Here is a 17,117-nt window from a genome sequence, read left to right as displayed (position 1 = left end):
GGGAGAAGACAACATGGCATTTACAAAAGTTTGCAACATCGAAGACATCATCCCAGGCACTGGCGTAGTCGCACTATTTGAGGGTGAGCAAGTGGCTATCTTCCGCCCACGAGCGACTGAAGAAGTGTTCGCAATCAACAATATGGACCCGTTTTTTCAGTCAAATGTACTGTCACGTGGCCTGATCGTTGAGCACGATGAGCAGCTATGGGTAGCAAGTCCACTGAAGAAGCAACGCTTTAACCTAGCAACCGGTGTGTGTATGGAAGATGAACGCATGAGCGTGAAATTATACAAAGCACGCGTTGCAAAAGGTAAGGTTGAAATCGCGGCTTAAATCTACGTTAAACATGAAGGCTATAGAGATTTAATAGCTTAAAGATTCGCTGTTTCTCAGTTGGGGAACAGAGAAACAGCGAGTCTTTCACTATTCAATTTCAACTTTTAACTTTCAATTTTGAATAAGGACACATTCATGTCTACAGACTTTAAACCTGCTGAATTCGTGCAAACAATGATCAATGTTGGCGAAGCAAAAACGAAAACCAGTGCTCGCGATTTGCTTCTTCGCGGTACAATGGCGGGCATCATTCTGTCTCTTGCGGTCGTTGTGGCTATCACAACAATCGTTCAAACAGGTGTTGGTGTGGTTGGCGCACTTGTTTTCCCAGTGGGCTTTGTCATCCTATCAGTCATGGGCTATGACCTAGTGACAGGTGTTTTTGGTCTTGCTCCTCTGGCAAAATTCGAAGGCCGCCCGGGTATCACGTGGAACCGAGTATTCCGCTGCTGGGGTCTTGTTGGTCTAGGTAACCTTATTGGTTCACTGATTGTTGCGTACCTAGTGGCTATTTCTCTAACAGGTAACTTCTCACTTGAATTGAACGCAGTTGCGAAGAAATTCATCGCTGTTTCAACTGCTCGTAGTGCAGGTTTTGAAGCGATGGGCATGGACGGATGGATTACCTGTTTCGTACGTGGCATCTTCTGTAACCTAATGGTTTGTTTAGGTGTGATTGGTAACATGTCGGCTCGCACTGTTGCTGGTCGTGTCGCAATGATGTGGTTCCCAATCTTCATCTTCTTTGCACTTGTATTCGAGCACACAGTTGTAAACATGTTCCTATTCCCACTAGGTATGATTTTAGGTGCGGATTTTGGTATCGCGACTTGGTTGAACTTCAACCTTATTCCAACCATCCTTGGTAACATCGTTGGTGGTTTGATCATGACATGTATCCCGCTATACCTGACTCATGCAAAAACAGCGCCTTCTCTAAGCGATGAAGAAGAAGTTAATGCCAAGCCAGCACTAGCGAAATAATGATTTACAGCCCCACGTTGAAGCGTGGGGCTATTAACCATCAAATACAGTATTGATTTGAATATAAAAAGTAGTCATTCATTGTTCGCACTCGTTGAGTATTACTCTTTATATCCAAATTTAAGTTGATAGGCATAGCTATGAGCATGACTCCCATCTCTCCATCAAACCTTGGCTTTGTTTCTTTAGTCGGTGCTGGGCCAGGCGACCCAGATTTACTAACCGTGAAAGGCTATCGAGTGATTCAACAAGCAGAAGTTGTGGTCTATGACCGTCTAGTCTCTCCAGAGATTCTGGCGTTAGCCAACAGCGATGCTGAAATGATTTATGTTGGGAAAAAGCTAGATTTTCACTGTGTTCCTCAAGACCAAATTAATCAGATTCTGGTAGAGAAAGCACAGCAAGGTAAGAAGGTTGTCCGTCTTAAAGGCGGAGATTCATTTATATTTGGTCGTGGTGGAGAAGAGCTAGAAGAGCTTGCCGAACAGGGCATTCGCTTTGAAGTCGTTCCGGGTATCACCGCCGCTGCGGGTGCGACGGCTTATGCGGGGATCCCATTAACACATCGCGATCACGCGCAAAGTGTTCAGTTCATTACGGGTCATGTGCAGAAAGATGGCCGTGAAATCGAATGGCACTCTTTGGCTCAGTCTAATAACACACTCGTGTTCTACATGGGATTAAAGCAAAGTGGTTACATCACTGAAAAATTGCTGGAAACTGGGCTAGATTCGACTATGTCGTGCGCCATTATTGAAAATGGCACCCGACGTGAACAAAGGGTGTTTACAGGAGCGCTGAAAGATTTGCCAAACATGGCAAAAGAGGCGGTTAGCCCAGCGTTAATTGTTGTCGGCAGCGTGACCTCTTTGCACGATAAACTGAAGTGGTTTAACTAATCCCCCAATCCTAGCTAGATGATGATTTAGACCTGATGCCATTCAGCATGGCGTCAGGTCTTTTAGTATTTGCTGAAATTCCGTTGGGCATCTGATACAGTCTCGGCGTCGAAACTAAGGTAATCAATCATGGAAAAAATCGCGATTTTTGTCGATGTTCAGAACATCTATTACACCACTAGAGATAAGTATCGAGCGAACTTTGATTACAACCAGTTTTGGTACATCGCGACTGAAGGTCAGCAAGTCGTAGAAGCTAATGCTTATGCGATTTCCTCTCATGATCCTAAGCAGCGTCAATTTCACCATATTCTGCGTGGTATCGGCTTTAACGTTAAACTCAAACCTTATATTCAACGACATGATGGCAGTTCAAAAGGGGATTGGGACGTAGGGATAGCCTTAGACGTCTATGAAGCGGCGTCAAAGGTGGATCGCGTCATACTTCTCTCCGGTGATGGAGACTTCGAGCTGTTGGTCGACCGAGTTCAAAAACGTTTTGGCACTAGGGTTGATGTCTATGGCGTGCCTGGTTTAACGGCTCAAGCTCTTATTGATGTGAGTGATAAGTACATACCGATCGAGGAATCACTGCTAATAACGCGTTAGTCCATCACACTGCTATGCACAATTATTCCGATATGCCATATTGAAAAAATAAGCATATACAAATACTTACACTGAAATAAAATGCTTAATTGTTCAAAAATTCGGCATGATATGTTAGAGTGAGCACACTATTTCTTATATGGTGTTTGATGGGGTTGTATGTTCAATAGTGCCGATCAGGTGACGATTTCTGTTTCGGAAGAGAAGATCCAAATGTTGGATTCACTTCTAGAAACAATTGATACTGATATGGCAGTATCAATGTCGTTTGTTCGTCGCGCTCAAGGCATGTCATTCCGCGATCTAGAACAACGCGTCACTGGAATAAACAACTCTACTCTAAAACGCTACATGCAGCAGAGCTATCGCTCAATCCGACCTATACACATGGTCGCTGCTATGTCGTGGGTAATGATGGTTCCAATGACGAGCTTTTACTATGCAGTGAAAATGCGCGAGTTTTATCGTGGTATGGATGATAAAGCTATTGAAGCCTTATACTGTATTGGTCGACTACCTACAGAGCAGTTTGAGTTGTATCTCGATCTTGTAACCAATCTAATGGATTGTGCTGATCGTGAAAAATTTGCTGCATTCAGACAAGAAACCCAATCTCAAATTGATCCAAACATTCATTATAATGAGCTCCTGCCTCCCAAAGTCCTCGACATTAATGCGTTTGCCATTGACTACTACCGCTCAGTCGCCATTACAGTTAAACGGTTTAGGTTAGAGCACCAAATCCCCGTTGAAGTGATTGCTCGTGTGCTTGGCCTGTCTGATTATCAGTATCTACAACTAGAAGATGTGCATAAAGTGCGCGATTATTCAGTTGCAATTGGCTTTAGAGTTAAGTTAGGCTTTGAATTAAACTCGCACGTTAACTTTACCAGTGAAATGCGCCAGTTTCCTCAGTTCCACCATTTAAGACAAGTTCAGCACATCAGAGATTCGTTGATCGTAGAAGCATTGCGCCCACTTAATGGGGAGTGCAAGAAACGCGCAGTAGAAATACTAACTACATTATCAAAGATTTACATACAAAATGTGATCTAGATACGTCGAGTGAAAATAATCAACTCAAATTGCACAGCGCCTTGAGTTGATTATGCTTAGCTAAAATCTAACAATATCCCTGTATTATTTAGGTCAATGCTGCAAGCGTGTGTTGTAACTCTATTGAGGCATTCGCTTGGGCGAGCATTGCAGTAGCGACTTTGTCGGGGTGTTGTAAATGCACCAAATGATCGGCGTTTTTGATGACAACAAGTCGGCCATTTTTTAATTGGCTAGCAAATTTGCCAGCAGTTTCTTTGGTGACATAGGGATCGTATTCACCGATACAAACGGTGCATGGTATGGAGATATTTCCGATATTGGTAGGGGTGTGAACCAGTAACCTCACTGAGTTTTCGAAGAAGATATCGATCCTATCCTGAGCCATGTTGGTAATATTTCGCACTGTCGCCTTAATGATGGCTTTATTCCTTGGAATATCGTTATTACTCACGGTAAGCGATTCGGTGAATGACTTAGCGAAACTATGTGGGTTGTCCATGGCTGCAGCGATCATTTTTTTCGTTGCTAAGCGCCCTGAAGAAGGGATTCCAGGGACGCCACCACATATCGACATAGTGAGCACATTCGGCCAGATATCGCAAAGTTCTACAGCAACGGCTGTTGCGTAAGAAAAGCCGATAATATGTGCGCTGTTGACGCCTAGATAATCAATTAAATCGAGCAGCATCATCGCTTGAGTACGAATACTGATCGTTGATTCAAGGTTTTCTGTATGACCAGTGCCAGGAACTTCGACAGTAATGCAATTGAGTTTAGTAGCGAAGTGTTTCGAAAACGAATCTACGCTTTCTATATCTTGCAGTGCTCCTAATAAAAATATCGCATACTGATCCGAGCCCGGGCAGTGGTGAAAAGAATAGCGATAGTGGTTGCCATTTAAGATCGTTTTTATAGTTTCCATTTTTGTGTCCTCTGTTGAATAAGGACTCAACTATAAACGATTGATTGATAACGTTATGGCTGGGTAAATAATGAAAAATCACAATTTAGAAGAACATTTGGCAGATGCAGAACAGCCAGTTAAAGACTTTATGGCTGAACTATTAGAAACTCTTGGTAAGAAAGTGTCTGAAAATAAAGATCCTAAACTTGCCTTAAGTTATTTTGGTGCGCAGCTAGAAATTAAACTGGTCTCATTTGACGGTAGCTACGACTAAATATATAGAATAGACAAACTGGATTCTAAAAAGCGCCAGTCGAGGTTAACTCGGCTGGCGCTTTTTGCGTTTATGCATGGAGTAAAGCTAGTTACTTATCATTGGTCTCAGGTTGTTCTTCTGCTAATTCAGTAGCTTCAACCTGCTGCTGGCTCTGCTCTTCTTCCTCCATTTTCGCTCGCTCTGCTTTAGAGATGTAGCGAGGCTTGTTGCTCTTGTGCAACTTAGAATTCATCTTCTTTTGCTTGGCTTTCAGGATCTGGTTGATCTTCTTTTTACGGTTCATGGGTTGCTCAGTAACAGTTGGAACTCTTAGGAAGCGCATCCTATCAAATAATCTTAATACTTGCACTCTGCACAACGCCTTAGAGCTTACAAAATTATTAATGATAATTTATTTTTTAAGTGCATGATTTTTATGATTTAAAATTAATAAATTAAAACCAATTAGTCGTTTGTTGTACGCCGCTTAAATATTCTCGCCTCACTTGGACAGATTTCTGAACAAGCACACATATGTAAAGTCACAGGTGGGAATTAAATATGAGCATTACTAACCCTCAAACAGACAATAAAAACAAAGTTATACAAGTTCGTCGATCAATACTGTTGGCGTGCGGTTTAAGCTTGATGATTGGACTTTCCGGTTGTAGTGATAGTGGAGAGCTTACTCGGGTAGATACGGGAGGCACGCAAGACTCATCGACCGGAAATAACGACAATCAGGATAATACAAACCAGGGAACGGAGGGTAACCCAGAAGGTGATGGGCCATCTGATGAAACTGGAGAAGAAGGGGGTAGCCCTGACAATGGTGGAGGTAGCGATAGCCCTGATTCGGGGGGCGATTCGAGTGATGGTGGTGATGGTGGTTCAAGCGAAGAAAACACGCCTACTGATACTTCAAAACTGCATGTAAAGTTTACCCGACCAGCCCCAGTGGCAAACTCAGCACCACATATACAACGACAACATCAGGAGCTATCCGGTCGAATGTTTCAGCTAGAGGTATATACCATTGATGATGAGCTCAACTTGCAAGATGTCACGACAGAAGTGACTTGGAATACGATTTCTGAAGAGTGTAATGGCGATCCATGTTACACATTAAATTCTGACGGGAAACTGGTCGCTGGTGCGAAAGGTAAGTTTAGTGTGCAAGCTGAGTACAATGGCTTGCTATCTTCAGTAGTTAATCTTGAAACACCTAGGAAATTAGAGACTTGTGGTGTTGAAGGTAATACCGACAAAGCGCACCGTACAGAAGAATGTTTGCATATTATCGTCGGTAACTCTGGTGATGCTGATGGTAAATGGTTTACTGAGCCACCAAGATCGCAGGTCATGTCGTACATGTGGTATTCATTTGACGATAAAATGTATAACTCTGGATATACGCATTCAGGCTTTACCACCGACGGAGGTAGTGGTACCAACCAGTTCGCTCAGATGAGAAACGATGGCTACGACCAGAGTATCAAGGATGCTGGTGGGACAGTTGATGAAGGTCAGTATGGTCAACATGAACGCTACTGTGCGGACTTATCGGCTATCAGATTTAATGGTAGAGATAACTGGCGTAAACCAACACTAGATGAGTTAACTGAGCTTTCAACGATGTCCATAGGAGCAACTTACGACTGGCCTATATATGGTTCTTACTCGTCAGGTATGCCACATATGAGGGGTGATGCAAAAGGGGGCCTTCACTACGTAAGTGTCGTCATGTCAACAGGCCAAAATATAAGTTTGTTACCTGAGAAAGAAACGTATCCGACTTGCCTATCTGTACCAGTACCCTAGAAAAAAGGTGGGGTGGCGCTTGCCACCCCAAAACACAGCGAAGTGAAGTATAGCTAGAAGTAGCTAGTATGTTGGAAAGTGAAGTTGTGAAGTGAAAACCTAGCCAATGTTTGAGACGTCGGAGTGAGCAAAGAATTCGCTTCACCCGTTTAACCTACAATGCCATTCGAGTGAAAGGGTAGTAAATTAATCATTACTTATATCTCATCGCGCTTGTTCTATATTAATTAATAATTAATGAATAAAAACATAATATTAAGTCCTTTAGCCTTTAGAAGGCTTATCGTTGATTCAATCCTGAATATCACAGCCCACTAAATTTAGATTGCCTATTTTCGAAAGCATAAACCTAGTTTCATTAACTAAATGAGGAAAGGAATATGGTTCGGCAACGAAGTCGTAAAAAGTCTCTGCTCGGTAAAGATGTCATGCTCGCGGCGCAAGAGCGGATTTCATATATCTATGACCATTTTGAACACCTCTATGTCTCCTTCTCGGGTGGAAAGGATTCAGGAGTGTTACTTAACCTTGCCATTGAAGAAGCTCAGCGCAGAGACCGACTGCCAGTTGACACATTAATTGTTGATTTTGAAGCTCAATATAAGGAAACCGAAGGATTTATAGAGCGTATGGTCGCGACCAATAAGATTCGCCCATACTGGATCTGCCTACCTATTGGTTTGCGCAATTCGGTATCTCAGTTCGAGCCCAAGTGGGTGTGTTGGGACGAAAGGAAAAAGGTGAATTGGGTGCGTAAACTGCCTGATGTGTTTGGGGTATTTAACGACCCAAACGAGCTCCCTTTTTTCTACCCTGGAATGGAGTTTGAGGATTTTGTGTTTGATTTCGCGCACTGGTATCAACAACAAAAACAAACAAAGATTGCAGTGCTAATTGGCTTAAGATCTGATGAATCCTTGAATCGCTACAACACAATTAAAAATCAATATAAAGACAAATTCCATCATTTACCGTGGACGACGAAAATGCAGCAAGACGTCTACATGGCTTACCCTATATACGACTGGAAAACGCGAGATATCTGGATTGCGAATGGTCGTAGGCAATGGGATTACAACAAAGTCTACGATCTGATGCACAAAGCTGGTGTCTCTATTTCTCAGCAGCGCCTTTGCCAACCGTTTGGCGATGAACAGCGCAAAGGGCTCTGGCTCTATCAGATTCTAGAGCCCGACACTTGGCAAAAGCTGGTTGATCGCGTTGAAGGGTGTAACTTCGGCGCGAGGTATTCGAAAGAGCAGGGACGTATTGTTGGTTACTATCGTTTTAAACTGCCTCCCGGGTTTACCTATCGTCAATATAGTAAACATTTACTCAGTACTATGCCTCCGCATGTCGAGAAGCATTACCGTGAGCGCATCTATAAATTCCTTCAATGGTGGCGCCGCAACGGACACCATAAAGGGATTCGACGTATTCCTGACTTCGCCGATTCTAAGTTAGAGGCAAAAAAACAAGTCCCGAGTTGGAGGAGGATATGCAAAGTTCTGATAAAGAATGACTATTGGTGCAGAGGGCTTTCATTTGGCTACAACAAAGCGGTTGCTCAGCAATACCATTCTTTGTACAACGATTATGTCGGACATGGAGGCTTTTATGGAAAGTAAGTTTGTTATGTCACTGCTTAGTTCAGACGGGTTAAAAGACGTTGGGCATCTGGATGCTTCTGTCGCTTTATATAATCAAGTTACCCACTTATTGTGTAAATTGAACCCAAATCTCCCCCCAGTTTGCAATGTACAGATGCTGAAATTAGAGATGATATCGGCAAACCACTACAATCCAAACAAGATGGCCTCACCAGAAAATCGGTTACTCAAGCATTCTATTCAACAAGATGGCCTAACAATGCCGGTTATCGTGAATCAAATCTCGGGTTGTGACCAATACGTGTTAATTGATGGATTCCATCGATTCGAATTGATCAAATCAAACTCAGAGTTACAACCTATATCAGGATACGTCCCCGCGATTGTGATGAATAAATCTGAAGAAAAGAGTATGTCAACTTCAGTACGACACAATGTCGCTCGTGGAACACATCAGGTCGAGTTAACCGCGAAACTTGTTATGCAATTAAGAGAATTAGAGTGGAGTAACGAGAAAATATGCCGTGAACTTGGAATGGATCGCGATGAGGTATTACGAATGCAGCAAGTGACAGGCTTAGCAGCCGCATTTAAAGATCAAGACTTTTCAGAGGCTTGGGAGTAAACATAATATTTTATAATTCGTAGAATGTTAATTTAAAACTATTTATTAAATTATTGTAATAATTGGCGCTAGGGTTACGGCTCTGGCGCTTTTTTATACGTTAAAAGATTATATTTAGCAAAAAGAGCGATTGGTGAACCCTATAAATATAAAGGTCTATTACATATGGATAATGTGAAACAGAATCATTCTCTAACGACAAAATCGCCTTCGACTCTTGGTGGGTCGTGCATCATTGCATGCGTATGTGTTGGAGCAGGAATGCTTGGTTTACCAAGCGCAGGTGCAGGTGCATGGATAGCTTGGACCTTGCTTATATTGGCGATGACCATGCTAATAATGACACTAAGTGGATGCTTTCTATTGGAAGTGTTAAAAAACTATCCCTATAAATCATCTTTTGATTCGATAACAACGGATATGTTAGGTAAACCAGTCAGCTGCTTCAACAACATAATGATCTATTTTGTTGGGGGCATTTTGCTTTATGCCTATATAACTTCATCGGGCCTAATAATAAATCAGTACATGGGATTAAACCCTAAGCTTGCTTCTATTTTGTTTGTCGCTGTATTTTCTTTTTTTGTCTGGCATTCAACTCGGGTTGTTGACAAGTTTTCAATCGTTTTAATGCTGTTTATGGTTGCTAGCTTCGTGTTTGGTATTACTGGGCTAGTGTTTAACATCGACCTGAGTGAAATGTGGAGAGATGTCAATCTGGAGCAAAGTAAGTTTATGTTTGCTTTGGTTCCTGTAGCATTGGCCTCATTTGGTTATCATCATGCCGTTTCGACCATGCGGGATTACTACATGGATGAACGGAAAGCGCAAAAGGCAATTGTTGGAGGTACGACAATTGCCTTTTTTATTTATGCAGTTTGGCTGGTAAGTATCTATGGTAATCTACCAAGAATGCACTTTGGCGAAATAATTGAAAAGGACGGCGATATCAATGTCTTACTCAGCAGCTTAAGTAGTGTAATACAGACAGACTTTGTCTCTAATGTCATTAATGCTTTCTCTGCAGCTGCAATTTTATCCAGTTTCGTTGGTGTCGGGCTTGGGGTATTCGATTTTTTAGCGGACGTTTTCAATTTTAAAGATAACAAGAGAGGCCGATTAAAAACTTGGTCAGTGACCTTTTTACCACCACTCATATTTTCATTGTTACTTCCCTTTGGCTTTCTCGTCGCAATTGGTTTTGCGGCATCAGCGGCGGCGATTTGGGCATGCATCATTCCAGCATTGTTAGTCCGAAAATCTAGGCAAAGCAATCTGAATAAGGCAGACAATTTGCTTTCTAGCCACAACGACTACAGAGCCATTGGAGGAAAGTGGTCGCTTGTTGTCGTTGGAGTGTTTGGTGTCAGTGTCATCATCATTCACATCATGACCTTAACGGATTCATTGCCCAAGTTTTTAGGCTGATGGGACTCTAAGGTGAAGTCGAAGTGATCATAAAACCGGTATTACTTCGACCTTTTTGTCTTCGTCGCGATTTTGATTCAGTTTCTGTTGCAGAAATGGGATGGCGAATACGCTAGAATTACTCTCATGTTAGTCATGCAATGCTTTAGTTTATATGCCAAATTCCGCTAATCAGACGCTCTTTATCGTTGAAGATGACCCTAAGCTTCGACAAATGCTGTGTGAATATTTTGTCTCTCAAGAGTTCAGTGTTACGACTTTTGAAGAAGGTGAAAGTGCCATTGATGCCATTGTTGAAAATCAGCCTGATATTGTTCTCCTCGATCTTATGCTCCCCGGTGTTGATGGGCTGACAATTTGTAGACAGATTCGTCCAAGCTACTCAGGTAAAGTGCTTATGCTGACAGCCAGTGATGACGATTATGATCATGTCGCAGCACTAGAAATTGGCGCAGATGACTTTGTAACAAAGCCGATTAAACCGCGAGTTTTGCTCGCTCGGATGAGAATGTTGTTAAGAAGAGTTGAGGCGAGTACTCAATCGATCCCGCAAGCAGCTAATTCGAAAGTGCTAGAGTTTGGTCAATTGAAGCTTAATGATGCACGTAAAGTTTGCGAACTGGCAGGCGAGGTGGTTTCAATGTCTGATAGTGAGTTTGACTTACTATGGGCTTTGGCCTGTTCTCCTGACGAAGTCTTGTCTCGGGATCAACTGACCAAGACGTTGAGAGGCATTGAGTATGATGGTCTAGATAGAACCGTCGACAACAAGATTGTGAGTTTGCGTAAGAAACTCGGTGACACATCTGCAACACCAAAACGCATCATTACTGTCAGAGGAAAAGGGTATTTGTTTGTCCCAGATACTTGGTAATAGTCGACGAACTTAATCTAAGAGGGTATATGCGCAGAATTTACTTGGAATCGTTTATCGGTTTATTGATCTTATTTACATTAAGTATTTTTGCGTATGAGTACATTATCTATGAACTCAATCCAGATTATGACTATGTACTGCAGGAAAGAGAAGGCGAAGCGTTCAGGGATATGGTGCTGACTATTTACCAAAACCAAGGTAAAGAAGCGGCTATTGATACCATGGAACGCGTCGCAGAAAAAACAGCCAAAACTTTATTCATTGTTAGCTCATCAGAAGCACCTAAAGACGTCACCAATTTTTTCGCCCAAGACCAATCAAATCTCAATATCTATTTTGATGAAGAAAGACATTTTTGGTTTAAGCTGTTAGAGCCCAACGAGATTTACTACATCTCACCAGATTTTCAAACCGAGTTACGCCAAGCAATTGAATTTGATGATGATATTGTTTGGGGCTTCATTCTCGGCGGCTTCTTTGTCTACTCACTGTGTTTGATTTTGTTCTTAAGCCGTAGAGTGCGGTTACTGGAAAATGCGACGGTTAAGTTTGCTCAGGGTGATTTCAACGTTAGGGCTCCGACTAAAGGCAGAGATTCTGTCGGTAGATTGAATACGAGCTTCAACTACATGGCAGATAAGATTTCTAACCTTATTGCAAGTAACCGTTTCCTAACCAATGCGGTTGCCCATGATCTGCGAACGCCAATTTTTAGAATTCAATGGCAAGCTGAAATGTTGCAAGACCAGAACTTGTCTAAAGAGCAGCATGACAAAATAGCGAGCATCATTGAAGATACCGAAGAAATGGAGCGAATGGTCGATGAGCTACTGTATTTCGCTAAGATGGAACGTCCTGAAACCGAGCTGAGTCTAGAGCAGCTTAATTTGAATCGTTTTCTACCTGAAGTTGTTCAGCGCTTACCAAACAGCCGTGATATTAATATTGCCCTTGATATCGAAAGCAATGTAGAGCTGTGTGCGGATCGTTCATTGTTAAAGCGCGGAGTGGTGAACTTGCTCTCGAACGCTGTTAAGTATGCGAAAGATCAAGTGCAGCTAAGCGTAAAAGAGTCTGATGGACACCTAGTGCTCATAGTAGAAGATGATGGTAACGGCATTCCTTCTGAGCATTGGTCATCAATTTTCCAGCCATTTTACAGTGCTGACGCGTCAAGAAACAAAGAAAACAGTGGATTTGGCTTGGGGCTTGCGATTGTTGACCTAATCGTTAAACGGCACCAAGGCACTGTTGAAGTCGGTCAAAGCACCTTGGGTGGCGCTCAATTCACCCTGACATTCCCTAAATTGTAATCGAGGCTGACAAAGGCGTGACAAAGTCGCGACAAAGTAGATCTACATCTCATTTTTCTGATTTTGTACACTGTGCACTATCGCTTGCCTAACCAATTAAAAGGCAACGACTTTAAGAGCAAAGTCCCATACAGAAAATCGAGAGTTCTCTATGTCAGCCAACTACCTTAATTTTGTTTTGTCGCTTCCTAAAGTCGCTGAAGCCGTATATCCGGATATTCATGGGCTTAAAAAGCTACGCTATAACGCGCGTTTTTGCTTATGGTCGTTGCTTAAACCAGGCGTCTTAAAACAGATGCAAGAACTCTTTGCTCAGCCCGATCTAAAAACCATTACGGACGTTAACCCGCGATTGCTCGAAAAGCCTCTTAAACCTTATGTTTGCTTGAACTGGCGCCCAGAACAGCGCGCGAAGAAAATCTATGAGCATTTTAAAATCCTCCATGAAATGTATGGTCGAGGATTCTTAGACTTTTACTCCAATGAAGGTTGGCTTCTTGCTGAAATTATGGATTGTAAGCTGCTGTTGTGCGCAGGGCCTGAAAGAGAAGGCTCATTGGCACTAAAACTGACAGATGAGAAAAACCGCGATCTGTTTACGTTGGCGTTTAATCTATCGACCACGCCACGCAGAGAAATCCACATTGGTGCACTACAAGGACCTGGGGACCATATTAGTGATCGAGGAGAGATCATTAAGTCACTGACTCGCGGTATTCATGGTTTACGTCCAAAAGCGTTAATGCTTGAAGTTTTGCTGATGCTTGCTCGCGAATGGCAAGTAGACAATGTTTTCGGTATTACAAACAAAGGGCATATCTATCAAGCATTGAGATACACAGGTTCGAAGCGTTCAAGTGTGACCTACAATTACGCTGAATTGTGGACCGAGTATGGCGGTGAACAAGTCTCGAAGTTTATGTACAAGATCCCACTTCAGCCACCGCGCAAAGATCCGAGTACACTTAAGAAAACGAAACGTCGTTTGTACACCAAACGCTATGCTTGGATTGAGGAAACACAAGATGTGGTCAAAACGCGTTTGAGTGAGCTTTAAAGACACTTAGCGAAGTGACATATGAACAAAGATTAAGCCTGACTCATGTCAGGCTTTTTACTGAGATTGGTTTCAGTCATTGTCTTAAGGAAGGGGATTTTGACGATTATTTATCCATAACTTACTCATTGGTTCTTTCACCCGACTCTATGTTCTGTCGTAGCGGACTCGTATATGCAACTTAGTCCGTTTTACAAATCATAGATAAAATTGAAGGTGAAAAACTATGACTACTAATCCAAATTCCTGTGCTTCGCACTGTACCCATAAAGCCGACACTCGTATGGGCTATTTGCCAGAGCCATATCGAATTCGAGTTGTCGAGCCAGTTAAACATACGACGCGTGAAGAACGAGAAGCTGCTTTGGAAAAGTATGGATATAATCCGTTCTTAATTCCTAGTAGCGAGGTGTTTATTGATTTGCTGACCGACAGTGGCACGGGCTCTGTTACCCAAGGTATGCAAGCAGCCATGCTGAAAGGGGATGAATCATACAGTGGTAGCCGAAGCTACTACGTTTTAAAAGATGCGGTCAAAGACATCTTCGACTACGAACATACTATTCCAACTCACCAAGGTCGAGGAGCTGAACAGCTCTATGTTCCTGCATTGATTGCTAAGCGAGAACGTGAAAAAGGTTTATGTCGTGAACAAATGGCCGCAGTTTCAAACTATTTTTTCGACACAACTCAAGGGCATACCCAGCGTAATGGCTGCCGAGTGGTTAATGTGCCTACCGAAGAGGCTTTCGATACATCGGTCAAGTCTGCATTCAAAGGCAATTTTGATATCGAAAAATTGATCTTTGCCATCGAGGAAATTGGCCCCAAAAACGTGCCTTATGTTGTTAGCACGATTACATGTAACTCGGCGGGCGGACAACCTGTGTCACTAGCAAATCTAAAAGAAGTGTATGAGATAGCCAGCTCATACGACATTCCCGTGGTGATGGACTGTGCACGATTTGCAGAGAACGCGTTTTTTATCAAGCAACGAGAGCCAGGTTACGAATGCTGGTCTATTGAAGAAATCACCAAAGAAAGCTTCAAGTATGCAGATATTCTGTCCATGTCAGCGAAAAAAGATGCGATGGTGCCTATTGGGGGGTTACTAGCATTTAAAGACTATACGCTTTCCGATGTCTTCCAAGAGTGCCGCACCTTATGTGTGTTGCAAGAGGGTTTTCCAACCTATGGCGGGTTAGAGGGAGGCGCGATGGAGCGTTTAGCCGTAGGTCTCTACGACGCTATGCGAGAAGAGTGGTTATCTTCACGTATCGATCAGATTCAGTACTTAGTCGATGGACTTGAAAGAGTCGGTATCAAGTGTCAGCAGGCTGGTGGGCATGCAGCATTTATCAACGCGGGTGACTTATTGCCTCATATTCCAGCCGACCAGTTTCCCGGTCATGCAATGGCATGTGAATTGTACCGTGTGGCGGGGATCCGAGGTGCCGAAATTGGCTCTTTATTGCTAGGGCGCGATCCAAAAACAGGACAGCAATTACCGTGTCCGGCAGAACTTTTGCGACTAGCGGTTCCCCGAGCGACATACACTCAAGCTCACCTTGATTATGTGATTCAAGCCTTTACAGAAATTAAGGAAAATGCTCACAAGATTAAAGGGCTGACCTTTACCTATGAGCCACCCGCTCTGAGACACTTTAATGCTGAGTTTCGAATCCTAGATTAGTTTCGGGTATTAAAATGACAAAGCGCCATCGATGGATGGCGCTTTGTATTTTTAGTAGCTAATGGTTCTGTTGTTAGCTAAAAAACTTTTCCCAAATATCTAATGTACCCGATATCGTTCCTTTATGGACATAGTACCTAGGGAACGACTGGAAGACATAGATATCGTCGCCATCACGGATTAAGCGATAGAACAAGAACTTGTATCCTGATGAGATCTGGTTGAAATGATCATTTTCATCTTGCTTGTTATCATCGACTAAAATCTTGCGCGAGTAGACAAAATAGATGGTTTGCTCGCCTAATCGAAGTTGTCTTGCTTCTACTTTGTACTTAGAAAGGTAGTTACCGTTGTCATCTTGTTTGGTTTGTAGTGCAACTACCTTTCCTCGATAGCACGTTAAAAAAACATCTCTGTCATCATCAGGCACATGCAGAGTCATCGAATATTGGCAAGATGAGCCGTTTAAGAAAGCGTAAGTCGTAATAGATGCAAACAATCCTAAGACGGTCACCGCTATTAAAATAATGCGTTTAACCATTGCCTTTGACCTCCATTAAACCGCTCTGACTTGAATAAAAGAATCTCCCTTCTTTACCATTGACGATTGTTGGGTCGACACTGTCCCCCTGTATCGAACATAGGGTAGCTTTACCTGATTTTTGGCAGTCGACACGCACCCAAGAGAATACAATGTAAAAGGCGGAGTAGAGACAAAACAATAAGGCACCGATAGCTATGGCTAGCTTAGCCCTTTCCCACCAAGTTTCGTAAAGGGGCGGAAAGCTTGTATCTTTATTGTCTGGGGGAGGCAGCGCAGTCTCTTGTAAGGAAGGTTCTTGTGGTTGAGCCCATTGAATTTCGGAAAGGTCGATTCTATAGCCCTTTCTAGGAACATTAGTAATTTTAATGTTATTAAGATCGAGGATTTTCCTAAGGTTTGTAATCGCAACGGGTAAAGAGTTTGGACCTATTATATCAGGGCGTCCCCAAGCATCGACGATTAAGTCATCTCTGCTGACCACTTCACCATCTTCCTCAACTAATCGTCTCAATACACTACTTTCAGGAATAGTGATAGAAAACGATTTTTCATTGTCCAATAGAATCTGAGCACCAGATTCATTTCTTTTTAGTAAACAGTTGCCGATTCTTAAATCGAAGCATTCCGTCCCGTTTGTAGCCATAGAGCGCCTCCTTTGTAAGTGTAAATAGTTGGAGCTGATACCAACCAGACCAAATATCTGGTCATTCTTGCTAGTTAAAATCGCTGATAGCTTCGTTATAGATTTTGTAGGTAGGCCAACTAGCTAGCTGCAATCTATGCCTTGCTCTAAGCGATTTTGCCTGCGCAATTAGCTGCCCACATATTTATCCCGGTTGGTATTGGTTGTTAATTTGTTGGGCTATTTTTAGTTATTAATATGTTAATTGTTCAGTAAATAATGAGTAATTTAGTGATTTTTAGGTGTAGTTATGTGATCTGAAGCACGATGATAGCGTGTTTAGAGCGATCGCTTTGTAAGGGTTTGTATTGTCTTGTCAGGGGGAAAGTAAGTAGAGGAGTTGATGAAAAAAGAGTAAAAAAGCCGGCTCCAAAATTGGGAGGAATGAAGCCGGAACAGAGAGTGAGAGTCGCCTA

The 17,117-nt window shown here is 42.6% G+C and carries 18 protein-coding genes; 14 read left to right on the top strand and 4 right to left on the bottom strand.

Annotation, left to right across the window (positions count from 1 at the left end; all coding sequences use genetic code 11):
- Nucleotides 1-13: 13 nt before the first annotated feature.
- The 5 genes from nirD to LYZ37_RS07845 all read left to right on the top strand — a co-directional run bounded on the left by nirD (nt 14) and on the right by LYZ37_RS07845 (nt 3,888).
- Nucleotides 14-337: a nitrite reductase small subunit NirD gene (nirD, locus tag LYZ37_RS07865; RefSeq protein WP_272785067.1), complete on the top strand. Its 324-nt coding sequence runs from the start codon at nt 14-16 to the stop codon at nt 335-337.
- Between the two features lie 138 nt (nt 338-475).
- Complete coding sequence (locus LYZ37_RS07860; RefSeq protein ID WP_272785066.1) at nt 476-1,324, top strand: formate/nitrite transporter family protein; 849 nt, start codon at nt 476-478, stop codon at nt 1,322-1,324.
- Between the two features lie 140 nt (nt 1,325-1,464).
- The gene (gene cobA / locus LYZ37_RS07855; RefSeq protein WP_272785065.1) at nt 1,465-2,223 is read left to right on the top strand and encodes a uroporphyrinogen-III C-methyltransferase; all 759 of its coding nucleotides are present in this window, start codon (nt 1,465-1,467) and stop codon (nt 2,221-2,223) included.
- Nucleotides 2,224-2,352: 129 nt separating this feature from the next.
- A complete protein-coding gene (locus tag LYZ37_RS07850) occupies nt 2,353-2,832 on the top strand; it encodes a LabA-like NYN domain-containing protein (protein ID WP_272785064.1) in 480 nt (159 codons plus the stop codon).
- A 159-nt stretch (nt 2,833-2,991) separates the two neighbouring features.
- Nucleotides 2,992-3,888, top strand: a complete 897-nt coding sequence (locus LYZ37_RS07845; protein ID WP_272785063.1) for a hypothetical protein — start codon at nt 2,992-2,994, stop codon at nt 3,886-3,888.
- 88 nt (nt 3,889-3,976) lie between these two features.
- On the opposite strand, the gene LYZ37_RS07840 is transcribed toward LYZ37_RS07845, so the two are convergent.
- The gene (locus LYZ37_RS07840; protein ID WP_272785062.1) at nt 3,977-4,813 is read right to left on the bottom strand and encodes an alpha/beta fold hydrolase; all 837 of its coding nucleotides are present in this window, start codon (nt 4,811-4,813) and stop codon (nt 3,977-3,979) included.
- Nucleotides 4,814-4,883: 70 nt separating this feature from the next.
- On the opposite strand from LYZ37_RS07840, the gene LYZ37_RS07835 reads away from it, so the two are divergent.
- Nucleotides 4,884-5,069 carry a hypothetical protein gene (locus LYZ37_RS07835; protein ID WP_004745179.1) on the top strand — a complete coding sequence of 62 codons (186 nt, stop codon included), beginning with the start codon at nt 4,884-4,886 and terminating at the stop codon, nt 5,067-5,069.
- A 91-nt stretch (nt 5,070-5,160) separates the two neighbouring features.
- On the opposite strand, the gene LYZ37_RS07830 is transcribed toward LYZ37_RS07835, so the two are convergent.
- Entirely contained in the window at nt 5,161-5,355 is a 195-nt protein-coding gene (locus LYZ37_RS07830) for a DUF2986 domain-containing protein (RefSeq protein ID WP_272785061.1), read from the bottom strand.
- A 257-nt stretch (nt 5,356-5,612) separates the two neighbouring features.
- On the opposite strand from LYZ37_RS07830, the gene LYZ37_RS07825 reads away from it, so the two are divergent.
- The 8 genes from LYZ37_RS07825 to tnaA all read left to right on the top strand — a co-directional run bounded on the left by LYZ37_RS07825 (nt 5,613) and on the right by tnaA (nt 15,475).
- On the top strand, nt 5,613-6,872 hold the full coding sequence (locus tag LYZ37_RS07825) for a hypothetical protein (protein ID WP_272785060.1): 1,260 nt from the start codon (nt 5,613-5,615) through the stop codon (nt 6,870-6,872).
- Between the two features lie 380 nt (nt 6,873-7,252).
- Nucleotides 7,253-8,500 (top strand): DUF3440 domain-containing protein, encoded by a 1,248-nt coding sequence (locus LYZ37_RS07820; protein WP_272785059.1) that lies wholly within the window; start codon nt 7,253-7,255, stop codon nt 8,498-8,500.
- Nucleotides 8,490-9,107: an IbrB-like domain-containing protein gene (locus tag LYZ37_RS07815; RefSeq protein WP_272785058.1), complete on the top strand. Its 618-nt coding sequence runs from the start codon at nt 8,490-8,492 to the stop codon at nt 9,105-9,107. Before LYZ37_RS07820 ends, LYZ37_RS07815 begins: the two co-directional genes overlap by 11 nt.
- A 165-nt stretch (nt 9,108-9,272) precedes the next feature.
- The gene (locus LYZ37_RS07810; protein WP_272785057.1) at nt 9,273-10,535 is read left to right on the top strand and encodes an aromatic amino acid transporter; all 1,263 of its coding nucleotides are present in this window, start codon (nt 9,273-9,275) and stop codon (nt 10,533-10,535) included.
- A gap of 154 nt (nt 10,536-10,689) precedes the next feature.
- On the top strand, nt 10,690-11,409 hold the full coding sequence (locus LYZ37_RS07805; RefSeq protein WP_272785056.1) for a response regulator: 720 nt from the start codon (nt 10,690-10,692) through the stop codon (nt 11,407-11,409).
- Nucleotides 11,410-11,438: 29 nt separating this feature from the next.
- Complete coding sequence (locus LYZ37_RS07800) at nt 11,439-12,725, top strand: ATP-binding protein (RefSeq protein WP_272785055.1); 1,287 nt, start codon at nt 11,439-11,441, stop codon at nt 12,723-12,725.
- Between the two features lie 151 nt (nt 12,726-12,876).
- Entirely contained in the window at nt 12,877-13,782 is a 906-nt protein-coding gene (locus LYZ37_RS07795) for a VirK/YbjX family protein (protein ID WP_272785054.1), read from the top strand.
- Between the two features lie 283 nt (nt 13,783-14,065).
- Nucleotides 14,066-15,475 carry a tryptophanase gene (tnaA, locus tag LYZ37_RS07790; RefSeq protein ID WP_272787153.1) on the top strand — a complete coding sequence of 470 codons (1,410 nt, stop codon included), beginning with the start codon at nt 14,066-14,068 and terminating at the stop codon, nt 15,473-15,475.
- Between the two features lie 73 nt (nt 15,476-15,548).
- Here tnaA and LYZ37_RS07785 read toward each other — a convergent pair whose 3' ends face one another.
- Nucleotides 15,549-16,016, bottom strand: a complete 468-nt coding sequence (locus tag LYZ37_RS07785) for a hypothetical protein (RefSeq protein WP_272785053.1) — start codon at nt 16,014-16,016, stop codon at nt 15,549-15,551.
- Nucleotides 16,009-16,662: a winged helix-turn-helix domain-containing protein gene (locus LYZ37_RS07780; protein ID WP_272785052.1), complete on the bottom strand. Its 654-nt coding sequence runs from the start codon at nt 16,660-16,662 to the stop codon at nt 16,009-16,011. The genes LYZ37_RS07785 and LYZ37_RS07780 overlap by 8 nt, the downstream gene beginning before the upstream one ends.
- Nucleotides 16,663-17,117: the final 455 nt, after the last annotated feature.

Source organism: Vibrio tubiashii, assembly GCF_028551255.1.
Lineage (GTDB): Bacteria > Pseudomonadota > Gammaproteobacteria > Enterobacterales > Vibrionaceae > Vibrio > Vibrio tubiashii_B.
This window is presented reverse-complemented; position numbering and strand designations above follow the sequence as displayed.